This is a genomic window from Terrabacter sp. 2YAF2 (assembly GCF_052114705.1).
In the GTDB taxonomy this organism is placed as follows: domain Bacteria; phylum Actinomycetota; class Actinomycetes; order Actinomycetales; family Dermatophilaceae; genus Terrabacter.
The window spans coordinates 1-26,650 of the sequence record NZ_JBFRFG010000027.1 but is presented as its reverse complement, the minus strand read 5'-3'; the positions used below and the strand labels follow the sequence as shown (position 1 = coordinate 26,650).

At 70.4% G+C, this 26,650-nt stretch carries 26 protein-coding genes and 1 pseudogene; 7 read left to right on the top strand and 20 right to left on the bottom strand.

Features of this window, described 5'->3' with window-relative positions; all coding sequences use genetic code 11:
* Positions 1-39: 39 nt before the first annotated feature.
* The 3 genes from AB4030_RS20565 to AB4030_RS20555 are packed head-to-tail and all read right to left on the bottom strand — an operon-like array spanning position 40 to position 3,631.
* Entirely contained in the window at positions 40-741 is a 702-nt protein-coding gene (locus AB4030_RS20565) for a GPR1/FUN34/YaaH family transporter (RefSeq protein WP_442281058.1), read from the bottom strand.
* Positions 738-1,220, bottom strand: a complete 483-nt coding sequence (locus tag AB4030_RS20560) for a hypothetical protein (RefSeq protein WP_442281057.1) — start codon at positions 1,218-1,220, stop codon at positions 738-740. The genes AB4030_RS20565 and AB4030_RS20560 overlap by 4 nt, the downstream gene beginning before the upstream one ends.
* The gene (locus AB4030_RS20555; RefSeq protein WP_442281056.1) at positions 1,217-3,631 is read right to left on the bottom strand and encodes a molybdopterin oxidoreductase family protein; all 2,415 of its coding nucleotides are present in this window, start codon (positions 3,629-3,631) and stop codon (positions 1,217-1,219) included. The genes AB4030_RS20560 and AB4030_RS20555 overlap by 4 nt, the downstream gene beginning before the upstream one ends.
* A 224-nt stretch (positions 3,632-3,855) precedes the next feature.
* On the opposite strand from AB4030_RS20555, the gene AB4030_RS20550 reads away from it, so the two are divergent.
* Entirely contained in the window at positions 3,856-5,043 is a 1,188-nt protein-coding gene (locus tag AB4030_RS20550) for a zinc-dependent alcohol dehydrogenase (RefSeq protein ID WP_442281055.1), read from the top strand.
* Between the two features lie 36 nt (positions 5,044-5,079).
* On the opposite strand, the gene AB4030_RS20545 is transcribed toward AB4030_RS20550, so the two are convergent.
* The 8 genes from AB4030_RS20545 to AB4030_RS20510 form a co-directional block, all read right to left on the bottom strand.
* Complete coding sequence (locus tag AB4030_RS20545) at positions 5,080-5,448, bottom strand: hypothetical protein (RefSeq protein WP_442281054.1); 369 nt, start codon at positions 5,446-5,448, stop codon at positions 5,080-5,082.
* Positions 5,445-6,467, bottom strand: coding sequence for an SDR family oxidoreductase (locus AB4030_RS20540; protein ID WP_442281053.1), 1,023 nt, complete (start codon positions 6,465-6,467; stop codon positions 5,445-5,447). Before AB4030_RS20540 ends, AB4030_RS20545 begins: the two co-directional genes overlap by 4 nt.
* 79 nt (positions 6,468-6,546) lie before the next feature.
* Positions 6,547-8,313: a glycoside hydrolase family 15 protein gene (locus tag AB4030_RS20535; RefSeq protein WP_442281052.1), complete on the bottom strand. Its 1,767-nt coding sequence runs from the start codon at positions 8,311-8,313 to the stop codon at positions 6,547-6,549.
* Positions 8,310-9,434 carry an enolase C-terminal domain-like protein gene (locus tag AB4030_RS20530; protein ID WP_442281051.1) on the bottom strand — a complete coding sequence of 375 codons (1,125 nt, stop codon included), beginning with the start codon at positions 9,432-9,434 and terminating at the stop codon, positions 8,310-8,312. The genes AB4030_RS20535 and AB4030_RS20530 overlap by 4 nt, the downstream gene beginning before the upstream one ends.
* A complete protein-coding gene (locus AB4030_RS20525) occupies positions 9,431-11,119 on the bottom strand; it encodes a GMC family oxidoreductase (protein WP_442281050.1) in 1,689 nt (562 codons plus the stop codon). Before AB4030_RS20525 ends, AB4030_RS20530 begins: the two co-directional genes overlap by 4 nt.
* Complete coding sequence (locus AB4030_RS20520; RefSeq protein ID WP_442281049.1) at positions 11,116-11,841, bottom strand: gluconate 2-dehydrogenase subunit 3 family protein; 726 nt, start codon at positions 11,839-11,841, stop codon at positions 11,116-11,118. Before AB4030_RS20520 ends, AB4030_RS20525 begins: the two co-directional genes overlap by 4 nt.
* On the bottom strand, positions 11,841-12,335 hold the full coding sequence (locus tag AB4030_RS20515; RefSeq protein WP_442281076.1) for a hypothetical protein: 495 nt from the start codon (positions 12,333-12,335) through the stop codon (positions 11,841-11,843). The genes AB4030_RS20520 and AB4030_RS20515 overlap by 1 nt, the downstream gene beginning before the upstream one ends.
* A gap of 2 nt (positions 12,336-12,337) precedes the next feature.
* A complete protein-coding gene (locus AB4030_RS20510; RefSeq protein WP_442281048.1) occupies positions 12,338-14,134 on the bottom strand; it encodes a thiamine pyrophosphate-requiring protein in 1,797 nt (598 codons plus the stop codon).
* 161 nt (positions 14,135-14,295) lie between these two features.
* Between AB4030_RS20510 and AB4030_RS20505 the strand changes: the two genes are divergently transcribed.
* Positions 14,296-14,799 carry a MarR family winged helix-turn-helix transcriptional regulator gene (locus AB4030_RS20505; RefSeq protein WP_442281047.1) on the top strand — a complete coding sequence of 168 codons (504 nt, stop codon included), beginning with the start codon at positions 14,296-14,298 and terminating at the stop codon, positions 14,797-14,799.
* Between the two features lie 23 nt (positions 14,800-14,822).
* Here AB4030_RS20505 and AB4030_RS20500 read toward each other — a convergent pair whose 3' ends face one another.
* The 5 genes from AB4030_RS20500 to AB4030_RS20480 form a co-directional block, all read right to left on the bottom strand.
* A complete protein-coding gene (locus tag AB4030_RS20500) occupies positions 14,823-15,437 on the bottom strand; it encodes a flavodoxin family protein (RefSeq protein ID WP_442281046.1) in 615 nt (204 codons plus the stop codon).
* A gap of 94 nt (positions 15,438-15,531) precedes the next feature.
* Positions 15,532-15,801 (bottom strand): DUF7218 family protein, encoded by a 270-nt coding sequence (locus AB4030_RS20495; protein ID WP_442281045.1) that lies wholly within the window; start codon positions 15,799-15,801, stop codon positions 15,532-15,534.
* A gap of 120 nt (positions 15,802-15,921) precedes the next feature.
* On the bottom strand, positions 15,922-16,824 hold the full coding sequence (locus AB4030_RS20490; protein WP_442281044.1) for an SDR family oxidoreductase: 903 nt from the start codon (positions 16,822-16,824) through the stop codon (positions 15,922-15,924).
* 192 nt (positions 16,825-17,016) lie between these two features.
* The gene (locus tag AB4030_RS20485; RefSeq protein ID WP_442281075.1) at positions 17,017-17,838 is read right to left on the bottom strand and encodes an ANTAR domain-containing protein; all 822 of its coding nucleotides are present in this window, start codon (positions 17,836-17,838) and stop codon (positions 17,017-17,019) included.
* A 40-nt stretch (positions 17,839-17,878) separates the two neighbouring features.
* Complete coding sequence (locus AB4030_RS20480; RefSeq protein ID WP_442281043.1) at positions 17,879-18,079, bottom strand: hypothetical protein; 201 nt, start codon at positions 18,077-18,079, stop codon at positions 17,879-17,881.
* A 684-nt stretch (positions 18,080-18,763) separates the two neighbouring features.
* Here AB4030_RS20480 and AB4030_RS20475 point away from each other — a divergent pair.
* Both AB4030_RS20475 and AB4030_RS20470 read left to right on the top strand, forming a co-directional pair.
* Positions 18,764-19,495, top strand: a complete 732-nt coding sequence (locus tag AB4030_RS20475; RefSeq protein ID WP_442281042.1) for a peptidoglycan-binding domain-containing protein — start codon at positions 18,764-18,766, stop codon at positions 19,493-19,495.
* Positions 19,452-20,120 carry an MgtC/SapB family protein gene (locus tag AB4030_RS20470; protein WP_442281041.1) on the top strand — a complete coding sequence of 223 codons (669 nt, stop codon included), beginning with the start codon at positions 19,452-19,454 and terminating at the stop codon, positions 20,118-20,120. The genes AB4030_RS20475 and AB4030_RS20470 overlap by 44 nt, the downstream gene beginning before the upstream one ends.
* Here AB4030_RS20470 and AB4030_RS20465 read toward each other — a convergent pair.
* Positions 20,117-20,656: pseudogene (locus AB4030_RS20465) on the bottom strand (integrase core domain-containing protein); the annotation flags it as partial. The gene AB4030_RS20470 and the pseudogene AB4030_RS20465 sit on opposite strands and share 4 nt — an antisense overlap.
* 502 nt (positions 20,657-21,158) lie before the next feature.
* On the opposite strand from AB4030_RS20465, the gene AB4030_RS20460 reads away from it, so the two are divergent.
* The 3 genes from AB4030_RS20460 to AB4030_RS20450 all read left to right on the top strand — a co-directional run bounded on the left by AB4030_RS20460 (position 21,159) and on the right by AB4030_RS20450 (position 23,620).
* Entirely contained in the window at positions 21,159-21,704 is a 546-nt protein-coding gene (locus AB4030_RS20460) for a hypothetical protein (RefSeq protein ID WP_442281040.1), read from the top strand.
* Positions 21,697-22,263, top strand: coding sequence for a cupredoxin domain-containing protein (locus AB4030_RS20455; RefSeq protein ID WP_442281039.1), 567 nt, complete (start codon positions 21,697-21,699; stop codon positions 22,261-22,263). The genes AB4030_RS20460 and AB4030_RS20455 overlap by 8 nt, the downstream gene beginning before the upstream one ends.
* A 133-nt stretch (positions 22,264-22,396) precedes the next feature.
* A complete protein-coding gene (locus tag AB4030_RS20450) occupies positions 22,397-23,620 on the top strand; it encodes a hypothetical protein (RefSeq protein WP_442281038.1) in 1,224 nt (407 codons plus the stop codon).
* Positions 23,621-23,746: 126 nt separating this feature from the next.
* Here the strand turns inward: AB4030_RS20450 and AB4030_RS20445 are convergent, their stop codons facing one another.
* The 3 genes from AB4030_RS20445 to AB4030_RS20435 form a co-directional block, all read right to left on the bottom strand.
* On the bottom strand, positions 23,747-24,343 hold the full coding sequence (locus AB4030_RS20445) for a copper resistance CopC family protein (protein WP_442281037.1): 597 nt from the start codon (positions 24,341-24,343) through the stop codon (positions 23,747-23,749).
* Complete coding sequence (locus tag AB4030_RS20440) at positions 24,340-25,107, bottom strand: YcnI family copper-binding membrane protein (RefSeq protein WP_442281036.1); 768 nt, start codon at positions 25,105-25,107, stop codon at positions 24,340-24,342. The genes AB4030_RS20445 and AB4030_RS20440 overlap by 4 nt, the downstream gene beginning before the upstream one ends.
* A gap of 113 nt (positions 25,108-25,220) precedes the next feature.
* Positions 25,221-25,880 carry a hypothetical protein gene (locus tag AB4030_RS20435; RefSeq protein WP_442281035.1) on the bottom strand — a complete coding sequence of 220 codons (660 nt, stop codon included), beginning with the start codon at positions 25,878-25,880 and terminating at the stop codon, positions 25,221-25,223.
* Positions 25,881-26,650 lie beyond the last annotated feature (770 nt).

Sequence of the window (26,650 nt, the reverse complement as noted above, 5' to 3'; positions counted from 1 at the left end):
GCGCCGGAGGAGGCTGACCCGCCCCGTCGATCACGTCCGTCAGAGCTGCTTGCGGACTCCACCCTCGTGCGGGACCGAAGCCAGGCCCGCGGCGGCCGAAGCGGTCATGGTGTCGGCTCCCTGGGCGCGGCGACCGGTGGGCAGCACGGGCGCGTGCCGCACGTCCTCGAGCTCGAAGGAGAGAGCGGCATACGCCGCCACGAGACCGAGCAGCAGACCTACCCAGCCGGCAGTGGAGAGCCAGGTCTGGGAACCGGTGAGCTCGCCGATCCCCGTCACTGCGAACCGCATCGCGCTGAGCCCCATCACCGCCAGGGCCGCGAGCTTGCCGGTCGACGCCGCCGTGGGCACGCACATGGCCACCGCCGAGCACAGCAGCAGCACGCCGAGCGCCGACGACGTCGCACCGGGTGGTGACAGCAGGAGCGCGAAGCCCATCCCGGCCCAGGTGCCGGCCAGGATGCCCATGCCGGTCCCGGCCACCGGATCGCGCGCGAGGAAGCCGAGGACGCAGGCGACGAGCTGGAGCGGCACTGTCAGCACGAGGATGCCGGTGGCGACGACTCGCCCCTGCGAGGGTTCGAGCACGTGCAGCTGGAGCATGGCGGTGGCGACCGTCGCCACCATGAGGGCGAGGAAGCCCAGCGGCAACGGGTTTCCGAGGGGACGCACCACGACCCGCAGCTCGGGCTGCGTGCTCGACCATGCTTCGCCACGTCCCGGTCGCGCATTGCTGTTCATACGACCAACGCCTGAGTCGACGACTCCTTGATTTTCGAGTTCGCCCAGGTGGCTTGACGTTTCGTCTCTGCCTGGCACTTCGTCGCAAGTGCGAGCAGGTCGTCGTGCACGATGGCCTGGGCCGCCTGGCCGATCATCTCCCAGTCGGTGAGCACGCTCGAGGCGCGCAGGTAGATCTCCCGCAGGTCGCGCACCATGACGAGCTCCATCTCCGATGATCGGGCGCTGCGCTCCGACATCCATCGACGTGCCTGGTCGACGACCGAGGGCGCGCCGTCGGGTGACGGATCGAGGTCCTGGTCGAACTCGCTTGCGATGGCAGCGATCTCGCGCACGTGTCGGGCGCTCCAGTCGGCAAGGTCACGGCCTACGTAGTAGACCTCGTGGTCCGCACGGTGCTCGTCCGCGACGCGCAGGAGCGCCCGGCGCAGCTCGTTCTCGTCGTGGTGCAGGTCCTTCAGGACGGTCCCGATCCTCACCGTGACGCCCCTTCCGTGAGATCGACGGACACGCGTGCGGATGCGGTCGTGTCCGGTGCAGGAGCGGGTGTCCCGTCACCGTCCGCGACCTTGCGGATCGCACACGCGGCAGTCTTGAAAATGGGTTGTTTCGAAGCGGGGTCCCACACGGTGGGAGTCAGCTCGTTCGCCGCCCGTCCGTGCTCTGCGGGGCGCCAACCGGTGTCGGTGTCCCAGTAGCCGTAGTGGAACGGAAGGAAGACGACTCCCGGACGGATCCCACTCACCCGGACCCGCGCGTGCACCTCTCCCCTGCGGGTGCGGACCTCCGCGACGTCGCCCTCCTTGAGGCTGTGGGTACGCGCGTCGTGGGCCGACACCTCGACCCAGACCTCGGGCGCGGCGGCTTGCAGCTCGGGGGCCCGCGCCGTGCGGGTGCGGGTGTGGAAGTGGTAGACCGTTCGGCCGGTGATGAGCTGCAGCGGGTGGTCCTCGTCCGGCAGCTCGTGGGCCGGCCGGTAGTCGGCCGCCTTGATGACGGCTCGCCCGAAGGGGTTGAGGGCGCGGTACTCCCCCTCCTCCAGCGGTGCGCCGGTCTCGAGGTCGCGGCCGTAAGTCTCGCACTCGTCCGGGGCCGCCCAGAAGACCCCGCCTTCGTAGAGGCGCTCGGTCCCTTCCGGTGCCGCGTCGGTGCACGGCCACTGGACGCCACTCGGTCCGCGCAGCTTCTCGTAGCTCAGGGCGCTGTAGTCACACGGTCGTCCGCGGCTGCACTCGCGCCAGGCGTCAAAGGCCTCCTCCGGCGTCGTCCACTTGACGAGCGGCTCACCGTCCTTGTCCTGCAGTCCCATTCGACGGGAGAATTCCACGAAGATGTCGAGGTCCGGCAGCGACTCCCCCGGCGGCTCGACGGCCTTCTCCGACAGGTGCACGGTGCGGTCGACGTTGGTCAGGGTGCCAGTCTTCTCGTTCGACGCCGCGGCGGGGAGCACGACGTCGGCCAGCTGCGCGGTCTCGGTGAGGAAGATGTCCTGCACGACGAGGAAGAGGCGGTCCTGCGACAGGATCGAGCGCATCCGCGCCAGCTCCGGCATCGACACCGCGGGATTGGTACCCGAGACCCAGAGCAGGCGGATCGACCCGTCCTCGACGTATCGCATGATCTGCATCGCGTGGGTCGGTGGTGTCGCGTGCGGGATCTTCTTCGGGTCGAGGTTCCTGACCTTCGCCAGATCGTCGACGTGCGCCTGGTTGCTCCAGTTGCGAAACCCGGCCATGTCCCCGTCGGCCCCGCACTCACGGGTGTTCTCCGCCGTCGGCTGCCCGTTCATCTGCAGGATGCCGCAGCCGGGCCGTCCGATCATGCCGCGCAGGAGGTGCAGGTTGTTGACCTGGACGGCAGCAGCCGTCGCCTGGTGGGACTGGTAGAAGCCCTGGAGCACGGTCGACAGGAGCGCCTCTGCCTCCCCCAGGAGCCGGGCTGCGAGCCGGAGGTCGTCCGCGGGCACGTCGCAGATCGTGCCCACCAGCTCGGGGGTGTAACGGGCGACGAGCTCCTCCAGGTCGTCGTAACCCACGGTGTGCGACTGCACCCATGCCTGGTCGACGTGTCCGTTGGCGATGATCTCGTGCAGCAGCCCGTTCATCAGGGCGACGTTGGTGCCCGGTCGAGGGGCCAGGTGCACCGTGGCCCGCTCGGCGACCGGCGTCCGACGCGGGTCGACGCAGATGATCGCGGGCGGGTCGTCGCCGTCGAGACGGTCGAGCATCCTCATCCACAGGACGGTCTGCGTCTCGGCGACGTTGTGGCCGAAGAGGGCGATGACGTCGGCGTGGTCGACGTCGGTGTAGGAGCCGGGTTGGCCGTCGCTGCCGAAGGACTCCTTGAGTGCCTCAGCGGCCGTGGCCGTGCAGAGCCGGGTGTTGCCGTCGACGTGGTTGGTGCGGATCCCGCCGTGTGCCACGAGGGCCAGGGTGTAGTACTCCTCGAGGAAGAGCTGTCCGGTCGTGTAGAAACCGATGGCGCTCGGGCCCTGCTCCTCGAGGAGCTGCTGGCTGCGCTGCACGACGGCATCCATGGCCTCGTCCCACGAACACGCGACGAGCTCGCCGTCCCGCCGCACCAAGGGGCGTGTCAGCCGGTCCGGAGAGTGGGTCGCCTGCCAGCCGAAGAGGTCTTTGGGACCCAGCCGCCCGTGGTTGACCCGGTCCTCGGCCCGGCCACGGACCCCCACGATGCGCCCCTCCCGAACGGCCACGTCGAACGCGTCGCCGTTCGAGTGCAAGGTCGACGCCGTCCGCACCCACCCATCGATGTCAGCCTCGACGGTCCCGGAGGCGAGGTGCTGATCCACCCGCTGGGGCCACGTGCCACCTCTGGCGTAGGGCGTGCGGTCGCCCCAGATCCGGGCGATTCGGTCTTCGGTCGACACAGCGGTCTCCTCCTCGGGTGGAGCCGTCGGTGAAGCGGCGTCATGAGCCGACCCGGTCGTCGACCCGTCGCGCTTCCCTTACCCCCGAGACGGAACGCCGTCCCGGATCAGCTCTCATCGCTTTCGACACGCGCCGCGCCAGGATGGGTGCCGGCTCGTCGGTTATGGCGGCCCAGTTGTGGGCACGAGAGAACCATCAACCGCTAGACCTACGGAGCAATCACATGAGAGCAGTGACCTGGCAGGGAAAGCAGGACGTGCGCGTCGAGGACGTGCCGGACCCCCGCATCGAAGAACCGACCGATGCGATCGTGCGCATGACGACGACCAACATCTGCGGTTCGGACCTTCACCTCTACGAGCCGTTGGCGGCCTTCATGACCCCGGGCGACATCATCGGTCACGAGCCCATGGGGATCGTCGAGGCCGTGGGCGGCGATACCGGCGACCTGAGAGTGGGCGACCGGGTTGCCATCCCCTTCCAGATCTCGTGCGGGCACTGCTGGATGTGCTCGGCCGGGCTGTACACGCAGTGCGAGACCACTCAGGTCCGCGAGCAGGGCACGGGCGCTGCGCTGTTCGGATACACGAAGCTCTACGGTCAGGTACCCGGCGCCCAGGCGGAGTACCTGCGGGTGCCGCAGGCGCAGTTCACCCACATCAAGCTGCCCGAGGGCCCGCCGGACGACCGGTTCGCCTACCTGTCCGACATCCTCCCGACGGCCTGGCAGGCCGTGGAGTATGCGGACGTGCCAGACGGAGGCACGCTGGTGGTCCTTGGCCTGGGCCCCGTCGGTGACTTCGCCTGCCGTATCGGGGCGTTCAAGGGGTACCGCGTCATCGGCGTCGACCTCGTGCCGGAGCGACTGAAGCGCGTGGGCGACCGTGGAATCGAGGTTCTCGACCTCACCGAGCACGGGGACGACCTCGGCGACGTCATCCGCGACCTGACGGACGGCCGGGGGCCGGACGCGGTCGTCGATGCCGTCGGCATGGAGGCCCACGGCTCTCCGGCCACCAAGGCCGTGCAGAAGGCGGCCGGGCTCCTCCCCCGGTTCATAGCCGCGCCCATCCAGGAGGTGGCGGGGGTCGACCGTCTCGGAGCGCTCTACTCCGCGATCGACATCGTCCGTCGCGGTGGCACGATCTCGCTCAGCGGCGTCTATGGCGGCGCGGCGGACCCGATACCGATGTTGACCCTCTTCGACAAGCAGATCCAGCTGCGCATGGGCCAGTGCAACGTCAAGAGATGGGTCGACGAGATCATGCCGCTCCTGTCAGACGACGATCCTCTGGGAGTCGACGACTTCGCCACTCACCGACTCCCCCTGGAGCAGGCACCCGAGGCGTACAAGGCCTTCCAGGAGAAGAGGGACGGCCACATCAAGATCCAGCTGAAACCACACGGCTGAGGGAAGTGGCGCGCCGCCGTCGAGGGCTGCACCGGCTCACCCGACCCTGTGACGGCGGCGGCCGACCTGCGACTCGAGCACGGCGAGCGAGGTGGCCAGCGCGGCGCTCGTGACGTAGTAGCGGCGGTCGCGGCGGGTCGCCGCAGCCCATAGCACCATGCTCACCGCATGGAGTCCGTCGACCACGGCGCCCGCGCGGTGCGCGGCCGGCACACCCGCGACGACCACGGCCACGGCCTGCGCCAGCTGACGGACCCCGAGCACCCGGGCGACGCCCACCGTGGCGCGGCCCGGCACGCCTCCGAACTCCCTACTCGCCAGCCGCGCCGGGGCGACCAGGCCACTGATCCCGTAGGCCGCCCTGCCGACCTCGAGCGCGACGCCGGCAGCGTTCGCTCCCCTCACCGCGAGCGCCGCGTCGTCACGGCCGCGGTCAGTGCGGCCACGGCGATCCCCCCGACCGCACCGAGCAGGCCGTGGTGCTGCGAAGCCCAGAGCTGCGGCGAGCGGTCGATCGACCGGGCGTCGAAGGGGCCGCGCGTGCCGTAGTCGTGGTGCTCGTCGGCGGGGCTATCGAGGTTGTCGGGGCGTTCCGGGTTGCTCGGCTGGTCTGTCTGCTGCGAGGAGAAGCCGGTGCGGGCCAGGTAGCGGTCGAGGAGACCGGGAGCGATCGCGTTGGCCGCGAGGGTGCCGACGGTGCTGCCCCCGACCCAGTACTCGCGGCGCTCCGGGTGGGCTGCGGCATGCACGACCGCGCCTGCGGCGACGTGCGGCTCGTAGATCGGCGGAACGGGCTGCGGCTTCTTCGGCAGCCGCGAGCGCACCCACTGGAACTGTGGGGTGTTGACGGCAGGCATCTGCACCATCGTCACGTGCACGGGGCTCTTCTCGTGGAGCAGCTCGCACCGCAGCGCTTCGTGGAAGCCCTGGATGGCGTGCTTGGCGCCGCAGTAGGCGGTCTGCAGGGGGATGCCGCGGTAGGCCAGCGCGGAGCCGACCTGCACGATCGTGCCGTGGCCGCGCCTCTTCATCCGCGGCAGGATCGCCATCGTCGCGTAGACGTAGCCGAGGTAGGAGACCTCTGTGACCCGCCGGTACTCCTCGGGGTCGATCTCGTCGAACGGTGCGAAGACCGAGGTGAAGGCCACGTTGACCCAGACGTCGACCGGTCCGAGCTCACGCTCGACGGTGTCGACGGCGGCGGTCACGGCATCGGCGTCCGCCACGTCGACCTCGACGACCAGCGGGTGGCCGCCGGCCGCCCGCACCTCGTCGGCGGCCGCCTCCAGCCCCGCGGAGCCGCGGGCCAGCAGCGCCACCTTGGCACCGCGCGCACCGAAGGCGACCGCCGTGGCACGGCCGATGCCGCCGCTGGCACCGGTCACTGCGACGACCTGGTGGCGATGGTTGCGTGCGTCGTTCATGGGCTTCCTCTCGTCGTGCCGGACAGGGTCGGTGGGACGTCGGTCGGACCTTGGTGGGGCGCCGGTGGCGCGGGCTGGGTCAGGTGTGCAGGTGGGTGCCGGGTCCGTCGGCCAGTCGGGCGCTCGCCTCGAGCATCCCGGCGTGGACGAAGGCCTGCGGGAGGTTGCCGCGCAGCTGGCGCTGGCGGACGTCGAACTCCTCGGTGAACAGGCCCGGCGTCGTGCACGCCGCCCGGCCGCGCTCGAACCACCGCAGCGCCTCCGCGGGACCCCCCTGCTGGTGGGTGGCGAGCGCCATGTGGAAACCGCAGAGCAGGAAGACACCCTCCGCCTCCGCGAGGGGGCGCTCGTCGTGGCGGAAGCGGTAGAGGTAGCCCTCGTCGGAGAGCTCGTTCCGGACCGCTGCGAGGGTCGCGATGCTGCGCGGGTCCTCGGGCGGCACCGCACCGCGTACGGCCGCGAGCAGCAGGGAGGCGTCGACCCGCTCGTCCTGCGGGCTCTGCTGCCAGCGCCCGCTCGGGTGGAGGCAGTCGGAGGTGGCGTCGGCGACGATGGTGTCGGCGAAGCCGGCCCACTCCGCCGCCTGCGCGGTCGGCGCGACCGCGGCGATCGCACGCAGGCCCGCAGCGCAGATGAGCCGCGAGTGCGCCCAGCGGCGGTCGTCCAGCTCCCAGATGCCGGCGTCCGGCTTCTTCCAGCGCTTCCGCATGACGTCGATGCACGTCTCCACGGCCCGCCACCCGTCGAGGTCGAGCATCCCGTGGCGCTCGGCGGCGGCGAAGAGCAGGAGCGACTCCCCGAGGGTGTCGAGCTGGAACTGCTCGTTGACCCAGTTGCCGACGACGTCCTTGCCGCCGGGGTAGCCGGGCAGGTCCAGCTGCCGCTCGTCCGGGACGAGGCCGCCGTCGACGGTGTAGGCCGGGCGCAGGTCGTTGCCGTGCGCGAGCAGCGCGCCGGACACGAACGTGACCGCGGAGCCGAGCAGCGGGTGGGGGCCGCACGCCGCGACCGCCTGGCCGGCATAGCACTGGTCGCGGATCCAGGCGTAGCGGTAGTCGTAGTTGCGGCTACGGCCACCGTGCTCGGGCAGCGACATCGTGGCGGCCGCCACCATCCCCCCGGTGGCGCTCGTGAGGCCGCGCAGGACGGCATACGACTGCCGGGCGTCGGTGGGCGCGATGGTCTGCTCGAAGCTCGGCACCGCGTCGGCCCACGAGCTCATGGTCGCCGACCACGTCGCGTCCGGCTCCGGTGGACGCTCGGGTAGGCGGTCGCGGCCGACCTCGAGGACGAGGTCGTGGCTCTGGCCCTCGCCGAGCTCGACGACGAGCTCGAGGCGGTTGTCCGACCCGACCCAGTGCGCGTCCCGCGCGCCGGTCCAGCGCATGACGTGCCGGCCGGCGCGGGCGGTCCACACGCCGCCCGAGCGGTGCACGTCGACCATCGGCTCGGTGCCGAACCCGGCGCCGAGCGAGAGCACCGCGGCGAACCGGGCGTCGCCCCGCTGTGCCTCGAGGCGGTGGAGCAGCACGACGTGGCCCTTGTCGCCGGGGAACGCCAGGGCCTGACGGCACTCCATGACGCAGTCCTGGGCAGTCCACCGGCCCCGCCAGACGAGCGTGCCTTCCTCGTAGTAGCCGCCCCAGACGTAGCGCTCCTCGAGCGGGGTGACGGCATACGTCCCGGGGCCGCCGATGAGCGAGCCGAAGACGGGGTCGTCGTGCCACCGTGGCGCGCACAGCCAGGCGATCTCGCCGCGCGGGCCGACGAGGGCCGCACGCTCGCCGTCGGCGAGGACGGCATACTCCCGCAGGACGTGCAGCGGCAGACCCGCCGGGAGCTTCACGCGACCCGCCACTGCTGTGCACCCCCGCCCACCGTCATGCCGTGACCCGTCCCGTCGTGCCGCGGGCGCAGGGCTCCGTCGCCCACCTCCGGTATCCCGTCGAGCAGCTGTGGCTCGAGCCGCGCGTGGTCGACGAACCACTCGACGTGCCGCAGGTTGGGCACCGCGGCCGCGACGACCGCGTGCAGCGATGGGACGCAGTGCGCCGAGACCTGCAGGTGGGCCGCCTCGGCCAGGGTCGCGCCCCGGAGCCAGCCGGTGTAGCCACCGCACCGGGTGGCGTCGAGCTGGAGGCAGTCGACAACGGGCAGCAGCGCCGTGACGTCGTCGGGGGTCGCGGCGTACTCCCCCGCCGCGACGTCGCAGGTGAGCGCCTCACGGACGGCGGCAAGGCCCGCGGTGTCGTCGCTGGAGACCGGCTCCTCGAACCACCCGACGCCCAGGTCGTCGAGACGGTCGCCGACCCGGATGGCCTCGCCGACGGTGTAGCCGCCGTTGGCGTCGACCATGAGCTGCGTGCCCTCGGGAGCGAGCCGGCGCAGCTGCCGGGCGCGCTGGAGGTCGCGCTCGGGGTCGGCACCCCAGCTCTCGCCGATCTTGATCTTCATCGCCGTGCAGCCAGCCTCGGTCCAGGCCTCGACCTGTTCGGCGAGCTGGGTGTCGTCGAGCGTCGTGAAACCACCCGAGCCGTAGACGGGCACCTGCTCGCGGCACCGGCCGAGCAGGTCGCCGAGCGGCACGCCCAGCAGCCGGGCCTTGAGGTCCCACCACGCCACGTCGACGGCACTGATGGCCTGCATGGCCAGGCCGCTGCTGCCGAGGTTGCGGACGGCGCGGCGCATCGCCGACCAGCCGTCGGTCACGTCGAGGGCGCTGCGGCCGAGCACGTGCGGAACCAGCTCGTCCTCGACCACCGCGGCCGCCGCGCGGCTCGAGTAGGTCCAGCCGAGGCCGGTGCAGCCGCCCGCCTCGAGTGTGACGGTGACGGCCGTCGTCGCGTGCCACTTGAGCGTGCCGTCGGCTTCGGGCTCGGGCGTCGGGAAGCGGTAGACCGCCGCCTCGACTCCGGTGATGGCGCTGTCGTCGCGGGCGTATGCCGCGTCCCTGGCTCTCGCAGTCACGGCCGCACCGCCTGCTGCTCGGTCAGACCCTGCCGCGCTTGCGCCGCAAGGCGATCCGCTGCCCGGGCGGCCAGCGCCATGATCGTCAGGGCCGGGTTGGCCGACCCCTGGGTCGGCAGCACGCTGCCGTCGACGACGTAGAGGTTGGGGATCCCGAAGACGCGGTGGTCGGCGTCGACGACGCCGTCCTCGGCCCGGGCTGCCATCCGGGCACCTCCGACGAGGTGGGCGTAGCGGTCGATCGTCATGACCTCGCTGGCGCCGGCCGCCGTGAGGATCGTCTCCATCGACTCTGTCGCGGCCTGGGTCAGCATGTGGTCGTTGTCGCACTGGGAGTAGGAGAAGTGCGCGATCGGCAGGCCGTGCCGGTCCTTCTCGTCGGCCAGGGTGACCCGGTTGTCGGGCTGTGGGAGGAACTCGCACAGCGCCCCGATGGTGGCCCAGTGCACGAAGTCGCGGAGGTACTCGCGCAGCGGAGCACCCCAGTGGCCTTGCGCGACAACGTGTTCGGCCCACGTGATGGGCAGTGGGCTGACGTTCTGGATGGACCAGCCGCGACGGTAGGGCTTGGTCGGGTCGGTCTCGTAGAACTGCTCCGAGGAGACCTCCGGCGGCGGGGCCTTGTAGGCGCGGACCTCTTCCTCGAACCGGCCTGAGACCTGCGGGGCCCCCTGGACCATGAGGTAGCGCCCGAGCTGGTCGGTGTCGTTGCCCAGCCCCGCGGCATACCGCTCGGTGGCCGACAGCAGGAGCAGGCGCGGGGTCTCGATGGAGTAGCCGGCGACGGCGACCGCCCCGGCCCGCTGGAAGTGCTCGCGCCCCCGTCGCAGGTAGGTGACACCGGTCGCCCGGCCCGAGTCGTCGTCGACTGCGACCCTCGTGACCATGCTGTCGGGCCGGATCTCCGCGCCGTGGGCGAGGGCGTCCGGGACGTGCGTGATGAGTGGGCTGGCCTTGGCGTTGACCTTGCAGCCCTGCAGGCAGAAGCCGCGGTAGATGCAGTGCAGCCGGTGGCCGAAGCGGCCGTTGGCGATGGCGACCGGCCCGACACGCGTCTCGATGCCGGCGGCGAGCGCGCCACGCTGGAAGATCTCCCCGTTGCCGCCCACCCGGTGGGCTGAGTGTGGGTAGGAGTGCGGGTCGCCCCACGGCCACTCCTGCCCGGCGACGGGCAGCTCCTGCTCGATCTGCTCGTAGAAGGGGCGCAGGTCGGAGTAGGCGATCGGCCAGTCCGCGCCCACCCCGTCGTCGGTCAGCACGGAGAAGTCGCTGGGGTGGAAGCGCGGGGTGTAGCCGGCGTAGTGCACCATCGAGCCGCCGACGCCGCGACCCGAGTTGTTCGAGCCCATCGGCACGGGGTCACTGCCACCGATCTGGCGCGGGTCGGTCCAGTAGAGGGTGTGCGAGCCGCGCTCGTCCGAGACCCAGTCGGCGTCGGGGTCCCAGAACGGGCCGGCGTCGAGGCACACCACGCGCCAGCCCGCGCGGGCGAGGCGCTGGGTCAGGACGCTGCCGCCCGCCCCGGCACCGACGACGACGAGGTCCACCTCGTCGGTGTCGTCGAAGCGGCGCATGTCGTTGCGCAGGCGGTGGTTCGTCCGCGTGCCGTCGGTCGGCAGCAGCCAGGCGGAGTCGTTGCGGGCGCGCAGCTCGCGCTCGCTTCGGGGACTCTGGAGCCGGCTCAACGCATACCCTCCTCTCGGCCGTGGCGCTCGAGCAGGGCGGCGTGCTCACGGCGAGCCGCCTCGACGCGTTCGGCGAAGGGGGTGGGCCGCCGGTCGACCGCATCGGCGACCTCCCAGTGGTCGCGGGCGCCCACCCCCAGGTCGACGTAGCCGCGCGGGTAGGCCGGGCCAGGGAAGCCGATCTCGTTCCAGGCCCAGGGGTGGGAGTAGAAGGCCGTGCACGCATATCGCGTCCACAGGCTCCACACGTGCTCGGCGGACACTCCGTGCCACGGTTTGCCGGTCGAGGAGAGCTCTTGGACGTCCTGAACCAGTGCGGCCTGCCGGCTCGCGTCGAGCTCGGCGAAGCGGGCACCGTCGAAGTGCTCCCCCGCGTCTTCGTCGAGCCAGGACAGCGTGTGGCGCCACGCGTCGCCGTCCTCGGGCAGCTCGTCGTAGTGCCAGCCGTCGGTCTCACCCACCGCGAGGCGGGCGTCGAGCAGCTCGAGCACCGGCACCCGCGGCTCGCCGTCCTGCGCGAGGAGCAGGTCGAGCAGCGGCGCCGCGACCGACACCTCGTGCGGGGTGAAGAAGGCGAGGTCGGAGGGGTGCGCGAGGCGGCCGAGGACGACGCCGGCCGTCACGTCGTCCCAGGCGTCGACCGAGTCGAGCACGTCGAAGCCGGGGAAGCGGCCGCGGCCCTGCGGGGTGACGGCGCGACGGCTCGGTGACTGGTACGGCATCAGGCCCTCGTCAGCCGGGCTCGGACCCAATGACGCGGACGCGCTGGCGGGTCATCCTCCCGTCGCAGGACCGCGGCCAGCAGGCCCATGCCCCCCACGAGGGTGGCCAGCAGCGGCGCGAAGAGCGGGGGGCCGGCCTCGAGGTTGTAGCGCGTGACGCCGCCGGGGCGCTGGGAGACGCCGCGCCAGTGCAGCCACGTCCCCTGCAGGCCGTTGGCGATGATGAGGGCGGAGGCGGCCGGGAGCACGGTGTGGGCGGCACGCTTGGAGAAGACGCCGGCGACGCCAGCCGGGACGGCCGCGGGCAGGATCGCGACAGGCCACCACATGAGCTTGTTGCCGAAGCTGGCGCCGTCGTGGGCAAGGTAGATCTCGGCCGTCGTGATGCCGGCTCCGGCGGCGGTCAGGCCGGCGAGGGCGCGCTCGAACCGTCCGGTCCGGACGTCGACGAGGGCCCGGTCGAGCCAGGTGGCGGCTTGGGCACCTCGAGCCATGGTCACTCACCGCCCTTGAGGCCGGGGACCACCTGCTGCGCCTTCATCTTGACGCCCTGCTTGATGAAGCCCCACCGGTCCTCGTCGCCGTGGAGGACCGCAGCCGCGGTCGCCTTGGCCTGCTCCATCGTGGCGTGCGGCGGGATCGGCGGCACGTCGGGGTCGCAGCGCACGTCGAGCACCGTGGGCCGCTGGGCGGACAGGGCGGCGTCCCAGGCCGGGCCGAGCTGGTCGGGGTCGTCGATGTTGACCCCGACGAGCCCGAGGCTCCGGGCGAAGGCGGCGTAGTCGACGTCGGGGAGCGTCTGAGACTCGGCGAACTTCGGCGATCCCTCCATGGCGCGCATCTCCCACGTCACCTGGTTCAGGTCGTTGTTGTGGAGCACGGCCACGACGAGCCGCGGGTCGGTCCACTGCTGCCAGTAGTGCGCGACCGTGATCAGCTCGGCCATGCCGTTCATCTGCATGGCGCCGTCGCCGACGAGGGCGATCGCCGGGCGGTCCGGGTGGGCCCACTTGGCGCCGATGACGTAGGGCACGCCGGGGCCCATCGTGGCGAGCGTCCCGGAGAGCGAGCCGCGGATGTCACTGTGGAAGCGCAGGTTGCGGGCGTACCAGTTGGCGGCGCTGCCGGAGTCGGCGGCGAGCATGGCGTCTCCGGGCAGACGACTGGAGAGCTCGGAGAAGATCCGCATCGGGTTGACCGGCTCGGCGTCGTTCATCGCCCACTGGTCGACCGTCTGCCACCAGTCGGCGACACTCCCCTCGATCTCCTCGCGCCAGGAGCGGTCCTCCTTGCTGTGCAGCAGCGGGATGAGAGCCTGGAGGGTGGCCCTGGCGTCGCCGACGAGGTTGAGCTCGTAGGGATAGCGCATCCCGATCCAGGCCTCGGAGCGGTCGATCTGTACGGCCCGGGCCTGGTCGAGCGGTGGCATGAACTGTGTGTAGGGGAAGTTGGAGCCGACGGTCAGCAGCGTGTCGCAGCCCATCATCAGGTCCCACGACGCGGTGGTGCCGAGCAGGCCGATGGACCCGGTGACCCACGGCAGCGTGTCAGGCAGCACGTCCTTGCCGAGAAGCGCCTTGGCCGCACCCGCCCCGAGCAGGTCGGCCACCTCGGTCAGCTCGGCCTCGCAGCCGCGCGCGCCTTGGCCGACGAGCATGGCGACCTTCCCGCCGGCGTTGAGCAGGTCGGCGGCGCGGCGCACGGCCTGGTCGTCGGGACACGCGGTGGCGCGTGCGGTGCCGACGCTCGAGGGCACCATCTTGAACGCATGGCCGGGCGGGGTGTAGTCGAGCTCGAGCACGTCGGAGGGGAAGATGATGCACGTCGGGGCACTGCGGGCCTGGGCGATCCGGATCGCGCGGTCGATGAGGTTGGGCAGCTGCTCGGGCACGGTGCACATCTGCACGTAGTCGGAGCAGACGTCCTTGAAGAGGGTCATCAGGTCGACCTCCTGCTGGTACGACCCGCCCATCGCGCTGCGTGCCGTCTGTCCGACGATCGCCACGACCGGAACGTGGTCGAGCTTGGCGTCGTACAGCCCGTTGAGCAGGTGGATCGCGCCGGGCCCGCTCGTGGCAGCACAGACCCCGACCCGACCCGAGAACTTGGCGTAGCCGACCGCCTCGAAGGCGGCCATCTCCTCGTGGCGGGCCTGGACGAACTGCGGGTTGTCCTCGGCCCTCCCCCAGGCGGCGAGCAGGCCGTTGATCCCATCACCCGGAAAGCCGAAGACCTGACGCACGTCCCATTCGCGCAGTCGGGCGAGAACCACGTCGGCAACCTGCTGGGCCATCTCGATCTCCTTCGTCGTCGTCGACGAGCGAGGCTCCGGACCCGGTCCGACCCACGGCTCGCCACGTGCGAGCCCTCCGCCAGCGGCGTCTGACAGGAAGACCTGTATTCTTTCTACGCGCAACAGTTGCGGATTGCAAGAGTTGCGCGGAGACTTGGGTGGTGCCTGAACCGGACCGCAGCGAGGCTGCTGACAGTCGCCGACCCCGAGACCCGGAGGTCGAAGCCGTCCTCGACGCCTGCCGGGTGCTCGTCGCGATCACCGCGAGGTCGATGGCTGCCACGAGTGACGTCACGGACCTGCTCCACCTGCGCGCGCTCGTGGTGCTGGCGAGCGGCCCGCCCCTGTCGCTCGGTGCGCTGGCGCAGGCGGTCGGCATCCACCTCACCCGCGCCAGTAGGTTGTGCGACCGGCTGGTGGCTCGTGGGTTCGTCGACCGTACGGACGACCCTGACAACCGCCGGCAACTCCTCCTGCGCCTCACACCAGCCGGTCGCGAGGTCGTCGACGAGGTCATGCACGGGCGGGCAGAGCAGATCCGGCCGATCCTGGCCCGCATGGATGCGGACGACCGCCGCAGCCTCGTCACCGCACTGCGCGAGTTCGCCCGGGCCGCAGGAGGGCTCGCCGCCGCCGACCTCTATGCCCTGGGCTGGGGCGGGTAGGCCCGGCCCTCGACGCTCCCGCATCACCCGTCGTCCGACGGCGGGTACGCGTCGGCCGAGAGGAGCCTCGCAAGGTGAGCCGCATTGGCGGCCAGGGTCTTCGTGGTGCTTGCGACCGTCTTCGGCGTCTCGGGCAGATCCACGTAGTCGGTGCCGTGCATGGCCTCGCCGTTCCAATACGTCACCCCGCCAGCGGGGATGGTGAAGCCGACGTCGTTCAGGCTCTGGAAACAGACGGCGCTGATGTGGTGGGCGCCGTCCTCGTTGCCGACGACCACGATGACGGCGACCTTGCCGTAGGTCAGTGGTCGGCCCTGTTCGTCCTTCTCGGAGAGCTCGGCGTCGAGGCGCTCGAGAACGCGCTGGCAGACGCTGCTGTGTTGGCCCAGCCACGTCGGGGTGGCCAGGACGAGGATGTCGCTGGCCATGACCTGCTCACGGATGCCGGGCCACTCGTCGCCCTCACCCATGTCGAGCTTGACGCCGGGCCGGACGTCATGGTCGACGACGCGGACCATCGCTCCGGTGACGCGGTGCTCGGCGAGGGAGTCGAGCACCTGCTGGGCGAGCAGCTCGGTGCTCGACTCGGCGGGCGAGGGGCTCAGCGTGCAGTTGAGGGCGACGGCGGTCAAAGTCATCGTGCAACCTCTCGTTCGGCGATTCGGGTGCGGTCCTCGTTCCGTCATTCGGGGCGGATGGGGTGGCGAGGCCTTTGCCTCGACGCCAGAGGCGTCAGTGATCGCGCAGGGCGGAGATGAGCTGGGACTTGCTCATCGTCGATCGTCCTTTGATGCCGATCTCGCGGGCCCGCTGCATGAGCTGGTCCTTCGTCATGTTGTCGTAGTCCTTGGCGTGGCCACCCTTGCGCCCGACCTTCGACCGCGAGCTCGCCGCGGCAGCATTCGAGATCCGGGCGGCCTTCTCCTTGCTGGCTCCCTCGTCGCGCAGAGACTCGTACATCTTCTTGTCCTTGACCGAGGGGCCGGGGCTGTTGCGTGGCATGAAGCCTCCTTCGGGTTCGCGCTGTCCTACGGTGCTTACCCAAGGGCCGTGCCATGCACCGCGTGCTGGAAGACCGTTGTGGCGGAATCGCCGGCTGCGTCGACGCCACCCTCCGTATCGTCAGAAGACGGCTCCCCCGCCGGTGACGCCGAGCACCGTGCCCGAGATGTAGCTCGCATCGGACGGCGAGGCGAGGAAGACGTAGGCCGGGGCGACCTCACCCGGCTGGCCGGCCCGGCCGAGGGGCGTGTCGGACCCGAACGAGGCGATCTTCTTCTCGTCCCGTGTCGCCGGTTGGAGAGGCGTCCAGATGGGCCCCGGGGCGACGGCGTTCACGCGAATCCCTCTAGGGCCCAGTGCCGCAGCGAGATTGACGGTGAGATTGTTGATTGCGGCCTTGGTCGCGGCGTAGTCGAGCAGCGTCGGCGACGGGTCGTAGGCCTGGATGGACGTCGTGTTGATGATGGACGAGCCGGGACCGAGGTGGGCAAGGGCCGCCTGACAGAGCCAGATCACGGCGTGCAGGTTGGTGCGCAGCACGCGCTCGACATGCTCGGGCTGCAGGCTCTCCAGACCAGCGGGGCCACGGTCCCAGTGGTAGCCGGCATTGTTGACCAGCACGTCGAGCCCGCCGAGACCCCGCACAGCGTCCGCGACGACCTGCAGGCACGCCTGCCGGTCGACGAGGTCGACGGGGAGCAGGACGCACGCGCGGCCGGCTTCTTCGACGAGCCTGGCGGTGTCCTCGGCGTCTGACTGTTCCGGCGGCTGGTAGCAGATCGCGACGTCGGCGCCCTCTCTGGCGTAGGCGATGGAGATCGCGCGCCCGATGCCAGAGTCCCCACCCGTGACCAGGGCGCGAAGCCCCTGAAGTCGACCGTGGCCGACGTAGCTCTTCTCCCCGTGGTCAGGCACCGGGTGCATCTCACGGGTGAGCCCCGGTGGCTCCTGCTGCTGGGCAGGAAAGCCACCCTGGTCGTCCTGGCGTGTGAGCTGTTCAGCGTGGCGGGCGATGTCGGACACGGTGCGTCTCCGTGGGGTGAGGAACTGGTCTGTCTCAGGGGCCGTACCCAGCGCAGCGGCGCCTACTCCTCTGCCCTCAGGCTGCCCTCTGTGCCGGCAGCTTGGGGGCAGCCTGAGGGCAGAGGAGTAGACGCCGGCCACGTCGCACCGGGCGCCGGCCACGTCGCACCGGGCGCCGGCCGAGCTGCGACGTCAGGGAACCTCGAGTGCCGCCCCCGCGTCGCCCGCGAGGGTGCCCGTCTCGACGACTTCGGCGGCGATGTCGCGGAGCTTGCGGTTCGTGTGCTGACTCGCCTCCCGCAGCTTCGCGAACGCGTGGCCCGGCGGGATACGGAACCGCTCCGTGAGGATGCCCACAGCTGTGCCGATCATTCGGCTGTTCGCGAGGGCCGCCTCCAGGTTGTCGGCGCGGTCCTCGCTGAGCTCGGCCGCGATCGCCACCGCGGCGTGCTCGGTCAGCAGGAGGGCGCGTTCCAGCGCCATGTCGTCGAACGCGCCAGCCTCAGCGGCATAGAAGGTGAGCACGCCGGCGGTGACGTCGTGGATCCGGATGGCCGTGGAGAGCACGGACCTGACAGGGGTCTCCGCGAGCATGCGGGCGGCGTACTCGGGGAAGCGCGGCTCACGTGCCAGGTCTGGACAGTCGACGGTCACCCCGCGCTGGAAGGCGTCGATGCCCGGGCTCGAGCCAGTGCTGCCCGCGATGGCGGCGATGACTGCCCCGAGAGCCGGGTCCGTGGAGGCCGACCGTTTGGCGGGCAGCGAGGACAGATGCGGCGTGACCGCGATCGACGCCCACCGGCACGGGGCAACCTCTGTGGCGGCAGCCGTGATCAGCTGCAGCTTGGGGAGAAATCCGGGGGTCTCGGTCAGGTCGCGCGCCAGGCTGGCGAACGCAACGGCCGAGGAGAGGTCGCCGGCATCGTCGTGCATGCGCGCATTATCCCGGATCTCGAGGCCCGGCAGCGCCCGCTTCCCTCGGATCCTTGATGGACGAGTGGAATCGGCCTCCATGCGCAAGAGGGCACGTCGGGCGCGCGACCTCTGTCACGGCCTAGGACGAGTTGGCCCTGAGGTAGGCGATCACCAGCACGCACAGCGAGAGGCCGACCATCACCGCACCGACCTGGGTCTGGACGGTTCGCCGGGCGGACACATCTCGCCCCGAAGGTGCCGGCCCCGACAGCGAGCCCCAGACGATGAGCCCGACGCCGAGCACGAGCACCACGACGACGGCGACCCAGACGTACGTCATGAGTCAACGGGCCGACCGTTGGGCGTCACACGGCCTCGGAGGAAGGCCGCCCCGCACTTCACGGAAGCGGCGGACTCGACGCGGGTCGCGCTGGCCGTCGTCATCTCGGGCGGCCTCCACGCGCTCTTGGACTCACTCGCCATGGCCCGATGATCCCATGGCGAGCAGGTCGACGCCCTGGCCAGATGTCACCGGATCGCACGGCTGAGGGCTCGCGTTGCGTCGCATGGTGCAGCCGCGCCTCCGAGAGCCGGGCCGGCATGAAAACGGGGCCTGACCTGCGTGAACAGGTCAGGCCCCAAACGGTCGGGCTGACACGATTTGTACCTGCGACCCCTTGACCCCAGATCGGTTGAGGTCATCACGCGCGCTCGCGATGAGGGCCAGCGACCGCTTCTTGAGTGCCGATATGGGCACGGCGTGCACAGCGTTGGGCCCAAGTTGGGCCCGCGACCGAACGCGCATCACCCGGCCTACGCCTTCCACCAACCTGGTGCGTGAGGGAAGGAGCACCGGCGCGTCTTGCCCTGCACACTCGCGGGAGCACGGTACGGCTGACCACAAGCACGGGCACTGGCAAATCCGGGACCAGTCGTCTCTCAGTCAACGGCAAGTTCCCCGAGTTCGGATTCGGGAGAGTCGCAGCCACCAGGGGGTGGAGGCCATGCCAGCTCGGGAGAGTCAGTGAACAAGCGACCCAGGGTGTCCTTGGCCGAGACCAAGCGCGCGGCCGCTCTGGATCCTTCACGATCTCAGGGCGAAGGGATTTCAGGCAGCACGGACTCTGTTGAGACTTTCGAGAACGCCTTGGCGCTCCTGGGACTCCTTAATCGCAAGTACGTTGACGGCTCCTACGGAACCGCGACCCTAGCCGCAGTCGAACGATTCCAGCGCAACATTGGCGACGATGCCGACGGTGTCCCTGGGCCTTTAGAACTCAAATCCCTAGCGATCCGAAGCGGCGCCTTCGAAGCGGCACCGTGGCGTTGCAAGCACCGCGTCGAGACTCACGGCGCGACCTCTGCAGGGTGGCGCAGGCAAGTGCGTCCTTCCGCGGCAACCGGGCGCGTCGCCACATCCCTCTCTTGCCGCCTATTCGTCGCTGGCGCGAGAACCCATGCTCCGAGCGGCCCACTACCCTCACGGCCTGGGATCCAGCCCAAAGCGGGGCCTGCCGGACATCGCGCTAGGGTGCGTGCCCGTCACACTGGCTCAGCGCCGCCGCCTTCACTCGTTCTCGCGCGCATGGCTGGCGAGGCCGGCCCTCGCAGGGTTGGTTGCGAGTGCAGAAGGCGCTCGTTCATCGCGGCTCCCTCGTGGGTACGCAGAGAGTATGAGGTGGGTCAGCGCCACGACCTGGACCGAGACGGCCTTGCTCGGGCTGGCGTTCGTGCTGTCGGCGATCATCGGCCTTGAGCGCCACCGGCGCTTCAAGAGCGCAGGTCTGCGAACGCATACGCTCGTCGGCGTCGGCTCGGCGGTCTTCACGCTGGTGTCCGCCTACGGGTTCGCGGACGTCACAGGCCGGGGCGCAGCAGTCGACCCATCGCGGATCGCGGCGCAGATCGTGTCGGGCATTGGCTTTCTAGGAGCCGGGGTCATCTTCGTGCGCCGAGGAAGCGTGTCCGGGCTGACGACCGCGGCCTCGATATGGTTGACGGCCGCTGTCGGGATGGCCTGTGGCGCAGGCATGCCGGCGCTCGCTGTCATGGCCACCGGCTGCCACCTGCTCACGGTGACCGTCCTGGGGAAGCTGGGGCGACGGATGCAGGCAGACCCGGTGAGCACGACGCTGCTCATGCGGTACACGGCAGGTCAAGGGGCGCTGCCGGTCGCCCTGGGGTTGGCTGCTGAGCACGGCGTTACGGCCACCGTTCTCGACGCGAAGACCTTACGGCAGGAGGGTGCCGAGACGACGGTGCGCGCGATTGTTCAGCTCGAGGCGACCCCTCAGCTCGTCAGCGACCTCGTCGAGGAGATCACGGACCTGGCGAGCGTGCAGTCCCTGCGCGTTCTGAGCGGCGAAGGACGTCCGGACTAGGTGTAGTTGCTCATGACGTTGGTGACACCGGTCTCGAGGCGTGAGGCTGGGGGCTGGTCCCGGGTGGCGGTGTGGGGCCGATGGTAGGTGTAGTGGATCAGCCAGGTGCTGATCGCGTCGTTGCGCTGCTGCTCGGACTCCCATGGGCGGGCGTACAGCAGCTCTGAGGCGAGGGTCCGCTGGTACCGCTCGACCTTCCCGTTGTGCTTGGGCGTGTAGGGCTTGATCCGCTGGTGCCTCGCGCCGAGCCCTTTCACGGCGCGTCCGAAGGCGTGGGACCGGTAGCAGGAACCGTTGTCGGTCACGACGCGGGTGAGTTTCGTGATGCCGTGGGCGGCGAAGAACACCCGCGCCCGGGACAGGAACGCGACCGCGGAGGCGGCGGTCTCATCGGTCAGAGGCTCGGTGTAGCCGACCGGGAGAATCCGTCGATGGCGGAGTGCAGGTAGGTGTACCCGGCGCGGGCGCCGGCGCTCTTGGCCCGGTCGACGGCCCGTTTTGCGGTCCGAGCCTCGGCCGTGGATGTGCCAGCCGCCGTTCGCCCCCGGTGCGAGCAGTTCATGCACCCTCGGCTGCGCTGGACGAAGAAGCACGCCGAGTGCCCCGCGCATGAACTTGGGAGACGGGCCCATGGGGGTTGTAGTGCTGCTGCCTGGTCGGGTCGAGCTGGCGTAGGCCTCGTCTGCTGCGGGTGGGGCGAGCTGCAGGTCAATGGCACTGGCTTCCCGGCAACGGACAAGGCCACGACGAACCCGGACCGGGTAGCGATCATGACCGGAAGATGACAAAACCAGCGACATTCCCACATTCGGCGCCCATGCACCCCTTTCGTCCCTACCGTCGTTTCAGGAAGGCGCGCGGCGGTTCGCGCCTGGCTGCTCGACGGGGAGGACGATCTATGACCGCTCGCACGATGACGGGGTTCGTGGTCGTCCATCTTCGCCGCGGCCGCCTGCTGCCCTTCTGCCAATGATCCGGCGGACGGAGGGCATGTCCCTTGCCACGTGGTTTCCCATCGCTTATGCGAGGGTGTGCGCCGTGGTGCTGGTGACACTGGCGCTGGTGGGTGCGGTCGGCGAGGTCAGCGCTTATGCAGGGCCAGCGATCGCGCCCGCCCACAACAAGAACTCGCTGATCAACGTGGCCGTCGTCCCCGCCCCGGGCGGGGTGAGGGTGCAGGCTGAGGTCCGCTACGACGACGGCGACCCGGTCGTCGACGAAGACGTCCTTGGGCTTGTCAGAGACAGCTCTTCGGGTCAGACGACTCAGCTCAAGTTCGGGGCGAGCGGGGCCCCGGGGCAGTACGTCACAGACATCCCGCTGGACGAGGGACAGTGGGACCTTGAAGTCGACGCCGTGACGTACACGCGCGGGGTGCGCACCGTTCACTTCACTCTCAGCGGCGCGGGCGAGGTGTCGAAGCTGACCGTCGTCGCTGCGCTACCCAACAGCCTCGAGCGTCCCACCACGGCAAGGAGCCACGTCGGGGTCATCCTGATGGGCGCCGTGATCGTGGCCTTCGGTCTACTCATATTCGTCGTCGTGGTCGAGCTACGGCGGCGCTCAAGAACGGTCGATGTCTGAGCTGGTCCGGTGGGAAGGCGCGCCGGTCTGGTTTTCGCTACTTTCACCCGGATTATCCGTCTACCTTTTTGGTGTCGCTCGTCTGCGCGGCCCAACCCATACCTGGAAAGGCGCACGTATGCCGATCAGCCGTCCGTTGAGTGCCTCTTTGGCCTCCATCACGTCCTTGGCCGTCGCCTTCGCGCTCGGCTCCTGCTCCACGGCGTCTCCATCGGCCGGGGCGGCAACATCCGCGCAAGGCTCCACGACCGCTACGAGCTCCGCCCCGGTGGGTGCCACGCCGAGCACGACGGCCTCGGGCCGGACGGTCGAGGTGACCGTCAAGGGCAGCACGATCACGCCGGCGCCGGCGACGATCCCCTTGAAGGTGGGCGAGACGATCAACGTGGTGGTGACTAGCGACCACGACGACGAGGTTCATGCGCACGGGTTCGAAGTCGAGAAGGAGATCAAGGCCGGCGTTCCCGTGACCCTGCAGCTCAAGGGCGACGTTCCTGGCGTCTACGAGGTCGAGATGCACCACCCGGCGCTGACGCTGCTGCAGATCGCGGTCAGCTGACGCCGTGACGAGTCTGGCTCTTTCGTCTCACTCGCTGTTGACGAGCGCACCTGCTTTGATCCCTGCGCATGGGGTGGGCAGCCGGAAGGACCTACCTCTTCCGTTCGGGTACCTGATCGTCGGGGCTGCGGTCGTGCTGGTCCTCTCGTTCGTCGCCCTGGTCGTGTTCTGGCGTGAGCCTCGGGTGCGGGACCACCACGGCGTGCTCCTGCCCCGTTTCGTGGCCGCGTTCCTCGATTCGCGGGTGGTGCGGGCGGTTGCCGCCGCGGTGTCGCTGCTGTTGTTCGCGGTGACGGTCGCCGCGTTGGCCTTCGGCGTGGACGATGCCAACAACCCGGCCCCCTACCTGGTGTTCGTCTGGCTGTGGGTGGGGGTCCTGGCCCTGTCGCTCCTGTTCGGGCCGGTGTGGGTCGTGTTGAACCCGATCCGCTGGATCCACCTGGCCGTATGCCGCATGGCCCGGGTGGACCCGGACGCCGCCATCCTGCGCTACCGGCTGGGCTACTGGCCCGCCGCGCTCGGGCTGTTCGCGTTCACGTGGCTCGAGCTCGTCGCCCCGAACCGCACCTCACAGGCAGTGCTCGGATCGGCCGTGGCGCTCTTCGTCGTCCTGGACCTGCTCGGGGCGTTCGTGTTCGGGCGGACCTGGTTCCGGTGGGCCGACCCGTTCGAGGTCCTGTCGCGGCTCTACGGGGCGCTCAGCATGCTCGGACACCGGTCCGAAAGGCGCTGGGTGCTGCGCAGTCCTCTGGCCGGTCTCGAGCAGATCCAGGTCCGAACCGGCCTGCTGGGCACCGTCGCGGTCATGCTCGGCAGCACCGCCTACGACGGGTTCTCGGCCAACCCGGCCTGGTTCACCTTCTCCCAGGCATCGCCGGTTCCGGTGCTCACCCAGACCGCCGGACTGGGCGCCATGACCCTCTTCGTGATCGGCACCGTCTCGCTCGCCGGCTGGGCCGGTGCGGTCCTTTCAGGTACGGACGCCCGAGGCATGGCCACCGTGTTCGCGCCGTCCCTGGTGCCGATTGCCGCCGGCTACGCCGTCGCGCACTACTGGTCCCTCGGCGTCTACGCCGGCCAGCACACGCTCACCCTGCTGTCCGACCCCCTCGGTACCGGCGCGGACTACCTCGGGACCCGGCTCCTCATGCCCAACTCCGACCTCATCGCCCCCACCCTCGTGGCGACGTTGCAGGCGGCCGCGATCGTGCTGGGCCACCTCCTCGGCATCGTCCACGCCCACGAGCGAGCCGTCGCGCGCTTCGACCGGCGCGGCGCGCTGCTCGGGCAGCTACCCATGCTCGCCCTGATGGTCATCTACACGTGCGGTGGGCTGCTGCTGCTCTTCGCCAGTTGAGACTCGACCGGATACTTGCCAGGTGTCGCACGCAGGCCGCCTCAGGCCGGTGGCACGAACGCGTTTGGGGCATGGCAAGTTCGGGCTTCCGCCGCCAACCCCGGCCATCCCGCGGCCGGCCCCGTTTCACATGCCCTTGGTGCCTCGTGCCCTGCGCCGCTGAACCTCCCAGCCCGTCGCGGCGAGGATGGCGAGCACGATGAGCACGACCAGGAGGGCCCCGACGGGCAGTCCTGATCCCGACGCTGTCGCGTGCTCAACGACCGGTGCGGTCCCTGTCGTCTCGGGCGCCTTGGGGGCGCTGGCCGCGCGTGAGGTGAAGGAGATCTGACCCGAGACGGGGTGACCGTCGGCCGAGGTCACTCGCCACAGGACCGTGTAGCGCCCCGCCGGGGAGGATCCGGGCAGGTCCTGCACGACGGTGTTGTCCACGAGGCGTGGCTTGGGGATGGCCACCGATCCGGCAGGGCCGGTCACGACCATCTGGGTCCCGATCGACAGCGCCGGGTCGGTGAAGGTGAGCACGATCTTGCTCGGAGTCTGCGCGACCGTGGAGCCGTTCGCGGGTGCGGTGGAGACGAGGACGTCGTGGGCCGCGGCCGGGCCGGCGGCCACCACGAGGGTGACCGCCGAACCGAGGAGGACGAGCAGCGCGGAGGTGAGGGCGGCAACTGGGCGCCAAGTCCCCACATGCCCGGTCGCGCCCGCGAGCCGGACTGTCACGGCCGGGTCCCTGTCACCTGACGCCGACGACCGGCCACCGCGATTCCCGCGGCGCCGAGCGCCAGGACGACGGCGATGCCCCCCAGCGTGCGGGCGAGGGTGTCGCCGCCGGCGCTGTCCTGACCTGTGGCACCCGTCGACGAGGCGGGTGCGGCGCTGTCGTGTCCAGACGCAACCGTCGCAGCCGTCACGGTGAAGGAGGGAGCCGGATGCTCCGGCTCGACGCCGGAGGCCGGCGTCGGCTGGTCCCAGTGCACGACCGACCCGTCCGACATCGTTTGGGTGGCAGGCATCAGGACGAGCCCGGGAGCGGGCAGCGGGCCCACCGAGAGGTCGAACTCCTGGTACTGGTCGGGCCCGATCTGGGTGCCGGGGCGCGCGGTCCAGGTCACGGTGCGCACGGCTTTGGTGACGGTGGTCCCGTCGACCGTCATCGGCTTCGGCAGCGGTGCCTTGGTCAGGGAGACGTCCCAGCCCGGCAGCGGCCTTGCGGAGACCGACAGGAACGGCTTGTCGGTCGGTAGCTCGACCGAGACCTTGACGGTGCTTGCGGTCGCGGACTCGTTGGGGACCCGGAAAGCCAGCTCACTGAAGGACCCGGAGGCGGTGCTGTCCGAATCGACGTGGACGTGGGCTTGGGCGGCCGCTGCGGAGCCGGCGACGAGCGCGGCAGCCAGGCTCAGGGTCGCGACGAGGCGGTGCCCTGAGCGGCGGGTGGAGCGGCGGGCAGGGGTGGGAAGCGCAAAGCGCGCACGGGTGGTCATGGGTTTCCTCGTATTCCGTTGGGAGGGCTCCGCACGGTCGGCGAAGCACCAAGGGTGGGTGCGTCCAGAACCGGACGCCGCACCCGACCCGACGCCACAACGAGGCGACGGGGTCAGGCCAGGCCCGGCACGACGCGCGCCGGCGGCCCGCGCGGCGACGTCCCATCGGCCCACCAGGACAGGACCGGCCCCAGCACCGCAGCGCCCGGCCCAGCGGGGCGAGCTTCGACCGCGAGAGGGCGGGCGGACGGCAACGAGCGCGGCACGATCCGGTCGGCCAGCGCCCAGAGGGCAGCCTCGCCCCGGGCAAGCACCGCGGCGGTGAGCAGGGTCGCCACGAGGTGAGCCGCCAGCATCGGCCACGAGCCCATCAGGTGGGCCATCGACCCGGGCGGCAACCCCGCTGGGGGCATATGAGCCGCACCCGTCGCGCTGATCGAGCCGCACGTCCCGCCGGTCACGACGATCGCGTGGTGACCCGAAGCCGTGACCACGCTCACACCGCACGTGGACGCACCCGCGGTCACGGAGAGCGCAGCGTGCAGCAGAACCTGCTCGACTCCGAGCGCAGTCAGCACGCGAGGTAGGCGGCACCGCCGGGCGGTGACGAAGAGAACGACCGGGGCGGCCATCAACACGAGGAACGCGAGGACCGGCAGCCCGGGAAGTTGGCCGCCGCCGATCAGGTGCGCGCCAGCGGCGAGCAGAAGCGAAGCAGAGCCGAGGATTCCTGCGCGGACCACCCGCGCAGCCCCTCGGCTCGGTGTCTGCACTGTTCAAACGTAGCGACTGCCCGCTCCTCGACCTCACCCGGGTAGCAGCCGACCCGAGCTCGGATGGGCTAGCTCGACAGAGTCGGTCACCGCGGGGTCTTGCTCATGCGCAAACCCGGTGAGGTGTCCGGGCTGCACATGCGTGACATCGACCTGTCGGCCGGCCTCATCGATGTGAAGCGCCAGACCTATCCGGGTCGCGGCGGCCCGGTGACGAAGGCAACCAAGGGGCGCCCTCGTCGCGTCCCGATCATCGCGCCGGTGAGACACATACTGGCCGCCTCACCGTGGGACGCGATCCCGAGTCGCGACTGGTCACCGGCCCACGCGGAGGCGTCAGACGACAGCCACGCTTCGCGAGGCGACCAAGTGGGACCAGGTGGTGACCCAGCTGGCGCTCGTTGAGCTGGTGCGTCGCCGGGCACCAGGACCGGCAGTGACCGGCCGCTACCTACTGCACCCCGACTCAGAGGCGCTGACCCACGCCGGGACAGCCTTCTCGATGTGGTGGGCCCAAACTGGGCCCACGGACGAAACTGCACCAGCGGGATCCGTGAGTCGGAGCCGACATGAGAACGGGGCCTGACCTGCGTGAACAGGTCAGGCCCCAATCGGTCGGGCTGACAGTGTCCGATCTCAGGACATCGGAATGGGCTGTCTCAGGACATCGGAATGGCGTGTCGCAGGTCATCGGCATAACCGGATCCGGCAGGGTCGGTGGTGTCGAAGCGTCGTCTTGTCATCACAGCCGTCCTGGCCGGTTCCTCGCA

Excerpts from the sequence above, each read along its gene's own strand:
- AB4030_RS20565 (WP_442281058.1), bottom strand. The coding sequence starts at position 741 with ATGAACAGCAATGCGCGACCGGGACGTGGCGAAGCATGGTCGAGCACG.
- AB4030_RS20550 (WP_442281055.1), top strand. The coding sequence starts at position 3,856 with ATGAGAGCAGTGACCTGGCAGGGAAAGCAGGACGTGCGCGTCGAGGAC.
- AB4030_RS20540 (WP_442281053.1), bottom strand. The coding sequence starts at position 6,467 with ATGAACGACGCACGCAACCATCGCCACCAGGTCGTCGCAGTGACCGGT.
- AB4030_RS20520 (WP_442281049.1), bottom strand. The coding sequence starts at position 11,841 with ATGCCGTACCAGTCACCGAGCCGTCGCGCCGTCACCCCGCAGGGCCGC.
- AB4030_RS20515 (WP_442281076.1), bottom strand. The coding sequence starts at position 12,335 with ATGGCTCGAGGTGCCCAAGCCGCCACCTGGCTCGACCGGGCCCTCGTC.
- AB4030_RS20510 (WP_442281048.1), bottom strand. The coding sequence starts at position 14,134 with ATGGCCCAGCAGGTTGCCGACGTGGTTCTCGCCCGACTGCGCGAATGG.
- AB4030_RS20500 (WP_442281046.1), bottom strand. The coding sequence starts at position 15,437 with ATGACTTTGACCGCCGTCGCCCTCAACTGCACGCTGAGCCCCTCGCCC.
- AB4030_RS20495 (WP_442281045.1), bottom strand. The coding sequence starts at position 15,801 with ATGCCACGCAACAGCCCCGGCCCCTCGGTCAAGGACAAGAAGATGTAC.
- AB4030_RS20485 (WP_442281075.1), bottom strand. The coding sequence starts at position 17,838 with ATGGAGGCCGATTCCACTCGTCCATCAAGGATCCGAGGGAAGCGGGCG.
- AB4030_RS20480 (WP_442281043.1), bottom strand. The coding sequence starts at position 18,079 with ATGACGTACGTCTGGGTCGCCGTCGTCGTGGTGCTCGTGCTCGGCGTC.
- AB4030_RS20455 (WP_442281039.1), top strand. The coding sequence starts at position 21,697 with ATGTCTGAGCTGGTCCGGTGGGAAGGCGCGCCGGTCTGGTTTTCGCTA.
- AB4030_RS20440 (WP_442281036.1), bottom strand. The coding sequence starts at position 25,107 with ATGACCACCCGTGCGCGCTTTGCGCTTCCCACCCCTGCCCGCCGCTCC.